The sequence below is a fragment of the Polynucleobacter sp. 35-46-11 genome (assembly GCF_002281105.1).
Genome location: NZ_NCFJ01000343.1, coordinates 1 through 2,767, shown reverse-complemented (window position 1 = coordinate 2,767; position 2,767 = coordinate 1). Strand labels below are relative to the sequence as shown.

The 2,767-nt window shown below is 42.9% G+C and carries 4 protein-coding genes; all 4 read left to right on the top strand.

What is annotated here, in order from left to right; all coding sequences use genetic code 11:
- Nucleotides 1–438 (top strand): transporter substrate-binding domain-containing protein (locus B7Y67_RS14615; RefSeq protein ID WP_293599268.1); only part of this gene is annotated, 438 nt, incomplete at its 5' end.
- A 33-nt stretch (nucleotides 439–471) separates the two neighbouring features.
- The gene (locus tag B7Y67_RS14610) at nucleotides 472–1,260 is read left to right on the top strand and encodes an amino acid ABC transporter permease (protein WP_293599267.1); all 789 of its coding nucleotides are present in this window, start codon (nucleotides 472–474) and stop codon (nucleotides 1,258–1,260) included.
- 20 nt (nucleotides 1,261–1,280) lie between these two features.
- Complete coding sequence (locus tag B7Y67_RS14605) at nucleotides 1,281–1,949, top strand: amino acid ABC transporter permease (RefSeq protein WP_293599266.1); 669 nt, start codon at nucleotides 1,281–1,283, stop codon at nucleotides 1,947–1,949.
- A gap of 30 nt (nucleotides 1,950–1,979) precedes the next feature.
- A complete protein-coding gene (locus B7Y67_RS14600; RefSeq protein WP_293599265.1) occupies nucleotides 1,980–2,714 on the top strand; it encodes an amino acid ABC transporter ATP-binding protein in 735 nt (244 codons plus the stop codon).
- Nucleotides 2,715–2,767 lie beyond the last annotated feature (53 nt).

The window sequence follows — 2,767 nt, the reverse complement described above, 5'->3', positions numbered from 1 at the left end:
ACCTCAGTACAACTGCTTCGAAAGCATGAAAAGGCCAATGGCGTTAATTTTGATGAGGTATTTGGTAAAGACCATGCTGACAGCTTTCTACTCTTGGAATCTGGACGAGCTGATGCATTCGTGATGGATGGTTCAATTTTGGCTGGCAACATTGCTAACTCTAAAAATCCAAAGGATTACAAGATTGTGGGTGAGGTGCTCTCAACTGAGCCTATTGCGATTATGGTGCCTAAGAATGATCCGGAGTTTAAAGCTGCCGTGAATGCTGCAATTGCCAAGATTGTTGCTAATGGCGCTATGCCTAAACTGTGGAATAAATGGTTTCTAGGTCCAATTCCACCAAAGAATATTGTTGTGGGTCTTGAATTGTCCCCAGCCACCAAAAATGCTTGGGCCAATCTCAACGACAAGCCTGCTGAAGATTACAACAAGAAGTAAACGACAGCTATTCATTGGGTACGAGTCAAGAATATGTCTTTAGATTTAGGTGTTTTTTGTAGGAACACCTTGGATGGGGAGGTGGTGGATCACTGCTTTTCCGCCCTTTTCGGTTTGGCTAAAAACAGCGACCCAAGCTACTTAGACTGGCTCATGAAAGCTTGGGCTTGGACCTTGGCTGTTGCAGGTCTTGGCTTGACGATTGCTTTAATTCTAGGGGTGGTTATGGGTACTCTACGTACTTTGCCAACTACTACCTCTCTTAATAGATGGCTTATTCGTATTTCCACTGCCTGGGTTGAGTTATTTAGAAATATACCAATCTTAGTTCAGGTCTTTCTTTGGTATCACGTCATCCCAGCCTTTGTCTTACCTTTAAAGTCTTTGCCATCTTATTGGCTGGTGAGTATTGCACTGGGATTCTTTACATCAGCTCGCATAGCTGAGCAGGTGAGGGCAGGTATTCAGTCTTTACCAAGTGGACAGGCTAATGCTGCAACTGCATTAGGTTTAACAACTGCACAAAGTTATCGTTACGTTATCTTGCCAATGGCTTTGCGGATTGTAATTCCACCGTTGACATCAGAGAGTATGAATTTAATTAAAAATTCTTCAGTTGCTTTTGCGGTTTCTGTGCCGGAGTTGACCCTATTTGCGATGCAAGCTCAGGAAGAAACATCCAAGGGCGTTGAAATTTATTTGGCAGTCACCTTGTTGTATGCCCTATCAGCATTTGCGGTAAATCGAGTGATGACTTTGATTGAAAAGCGTAGTCGTATTCCGGGTTTTATCGTTTCCAATGATGCAAGCTTGGCTCACTAGAGTTTAATTAGGTTATTCATATGCTGAGCTTAGATCTGAGTTTTTATAATTGGGAATTATTTACCAACTATATTCTTAAGGGTTTGGTATTCAGTATTCAGTTGACTGTTATTGCAACAGTAGGCGGAATTCTGTTTGGTACGTTCTTGGCCTTAATGCGCTTGTCAGGCAAGCCTGCTTTAGTATATCCCGCTACTTTCTACGTAAATACAATGCGATCTATACCCTTGGTGATGGTCATCCTGTGGTTTTTCTTGCTGATCCCAATGTTGATTGGCAGGCCGATTGGTGCAGATCTTTCCGCCACAATTACCTTTATCGCATTTGAGGCAGCCTTTTTTTCAGAAATTGTACGGGCTGGTATTCAGTCGGTGCCAAAAGGCCAAGTCTATGCTGGCGAGGCATTGGGGATGACCTATGGTCAGAACATGCGCCTGGTAGTCTTGCCCCAGGCTTTTAGGAACATGATTCCAGTATTCATGACTCAGACGATTGTTTTATTTCAGGACACCTCGCTTGTCTATGCAATTGGCGCATATGATCTGCTCAAAGGATTTGAGATTGCTGGCAAAAATTATGGTCGTCCAATTGAAACCTATATCTTGGCTGCAGTAACTTACTTTGTAATTTGTTTCTCGCTTTCTAAAGTGGTTCGTAAGATCCAGGCTAGAGTAGTTATTATTCGCTAATTTCACCCAGTGCAAATTAAATAGATCATCATGATTCAGCTTAAAAATGTTTCCAAATGGTATGGCTCATTTCAGGTGCTAACTGAGTGCTCGACATCGATAAAAAAGGGCGAGGTTGTTGTGATTTGTGGGCCTTCTGGCTCTGGTAAATCTACTCTGATTAAAACAATTAACGCTCTTGAACCTTTTCAGGCTGGTGAAATTACGGTTGATGGAATTGCTCTGCATGACCCTAAAACAAACTTAGCAAAACTACGCTCACGCGTGGGTATGGTATTTCAGCACTTTGAGCTTTTCCCGCACCTCAGTGTTACTGAAAATCTGACTCTTGCTCAAATGAAGGTTTTAGGTAGATCAGTAGATGAAGCTAAGACTCATGGTCTCAAGTATTTAGAGCGTGTTGGGCTAACGGCGCAAAAGGATAAATTTCCTGGGCAGTTGTCTGGAGGTCAGCAACAACGTGTAGCGATTGCGCGAGCCTTGAGTATGGATCCGATCGTGATGTTATTTGATGAGCCAACCTCTGCCTTAGACCCAGAGATGGTGGGTGAGGTGCTAGATGTCATGATAAAGCTTGCTAATGAAGGGATGACGATGTGCTGCGTAACACATGAGATGGGCTTCGCGCGCAAGGTAAGTCACCGTGTCATCTTTATGGACCAAGGAAGAATTATAGAAGACTGCACTAAGGATGAGTTCTTTGGCAGTCCTGAGTCAAGATCGCCAAGAGCCAAAGAGTTCCTCTCAAAAATTTTAGATCACTGATCTAAATTCCCATTTCAGCAAAAACTTCTTTGGCGCATCTAAAGCTATCAATT